The organism is Alcanivorax profundi (assembly GCF_003597125.1).
In the GTDB taxonomy this organism is placed as follows: Bacteria; Pseudomonadota; Gammaproteobacteria; order Pseudomonadales; family Alcanivoracaceae; genus Alcanivorax; species Alcanivorax profundi.
In genome coordinates this window covers 1-1,875 of the sequence record NZ_QYYA01000016.1, presented here as the reverse complement: position 1 = coordinate 1,875, position 1,875 = coordinate 1, and the positions used below count along the sequence as shown (strand labels likewise).

Annotated in this window: 2 protein-coding genes; both read left to right on the top strand. The window is 48.6% G+C overall.

What is annotated here, in order from left to right:
• Window positions 1-832: Mu transposase domain-containing protein (locus D4A39_RS18905; RefSeq protein WP_497707265.1), on the top strand; the 832-nt coding region annotated here is incomplete at its 5' end.
• Window positions 833-846: 14 nt separating this feature from the next.
• Window positions 847-1,578: an IS21-like element helper ATPase IstB gene (gene istB / locus D4A39_RS18900; RefSeq protein WP_119918577.1), complete on the top strand. Its 732-nt coding sequence runs from the start codon at window positions 847-849 to the stop codon at window positions 1,576-1,578.
• Window positions 1,579-1,875: the final 297 nt, after the last annotated feature.

Sequence of the window (1,875 nt, the reverse complement as noted above, 5' to 3'; positions counted from 1 at the left end):
CTACGATACAACCCTCCAAACCTGCAGGGTTCGCACTCCCAGGGACAAAGGTCCAGTCGAGGGACTCGTCCAAAAGACCTACAATGCCGTCTACGCTCTGCTACATGACGAGGTGTTTTACAATCTACCGAGTATGAATGCCCGTATCTATGAGTTGATGGACGGCTTCAATGAAAAGCCGTCCAGAACGACAGGGAGAAGCAGACGTGACATCTTCGAGGCGGAAGAGCAACCTACGTTGGGCAAACTGCCCATGACTCCATACCGCTTCAGATATCGCAAGGAGGTGAAACTGTCCGGTACCTATCACGTCRTGGTTGACAAGCACAACTATAGYGTGCCATACCMGTATGTCGGGCAAAAGGTGAGCGTACTGTGGGACTTAGATACCGTGGAGGTTTACTCCGGGAGTTCTCGCATAGCCATCCATCAGCGTCGCCAAGGATCTGGATACAGCACGCWTGACGAGCATATGCCAGACAAACATCTTGCCTACAAGCACGGACAGGGATATAACGCCGCCTATTTTCTGGAGGAGGCAGCATTGGTTGGCAGCAACACCACTTCCGCAGTCCAATCCATCCTCAATCGCACGAAGCATKTCGAGCAGTCGTACAAGTCCTGCCAAGGAGTCCTGTCTCTCAAGCGCAAGTATGGCAAGGAGCGCCTGGAGAAGGCCTGMAAGCGTCTGGCAGGTTGTTCATCCATCACCTACACGACCATCCGCAACGTATTGGAGAAGAACCTTGACCAAGTTGACGGGGAAGAAACAGTCKCAAATGTGCCACAGAACGACTATGTGAGRGGCGCGGAGGCATTTATGAACATKTAAACATATATAGTAACATGAACTTACAAGAAACCATCATACAACTCAACGAGTTGAAACTCAGAGGTATGTCATCCTCSTTCGAGGCCATGACCAGCCTTCCTGTACRGAACCGCCCATCCCTGGAAGTCGCCATCTCCAAGATGGTGGATGCAGAGGTGCAGGACAGACGAGATCGAAAGACCGCCATGTATCTAAAAATCAGCAARCTTAGATATACGGCACTCTTAGAGGATGTCATCTGTGGAACAGACCGCAACTTCACCAAGGATGACCTTGCCGCCATTGCCGACTGTGCCTTCATACGCAGACAYGAGAACTTGCTCATACAAGGAARGTGCGGCTGYGGAAAATCCTTCCTTGCCTGTGCCCTTGGAAGACAGGCTTGCATGCTAGGCTACAGAACTCTCTATCTCAATATGAACAGCTTTGTGGAGAAAGTTGCACTCAGCAAGCTGGATGGRTCGTACCTGAGGATGATAACCAATCTGGAAAAGTATGACTTGCTCATATGGGATGACTTCGGGTTGCAGCCAATGGATGACAAGACCAGACTCGCAATGCTYCAAATCCTAGAAGAGAGATACGARAGAAWGTCCGTCATTATCGCCTCACAGCTTCCYATTGCCAAATGGTATGATTAYATAGGTGATCCTACCTTGGCAGATGCCATTATGKACCGTTTGGTGGCAAATGCAAGTAAAATAGAGTTAAAAGGCGATTCTATGCGCCAGAAATTGAAAAAATAAATTACCTTTGCAAATTGAAAAGCAGAACTGAAATCTTGGTACCGCTTGCAGCGATACAAGCGGTACCGATTGCAGTGATAGCATGGTACCGATTACACCGCTACGCKTGGTACCGATACAGCGCTATCGTCAGCAACTTCGGTAAGCACTTTACGAAGTATGCTGGGTTTACGCATCAGAGTATGTGGAAGAAATATTTCCTGAAGATATGGAGGAATATGCATTTCGTAAGATATTATCCTGCAGAGGCGCTTTGTGAACCATTGTTCCGTACTTGGCACTTCTTCTGGAGGCTAA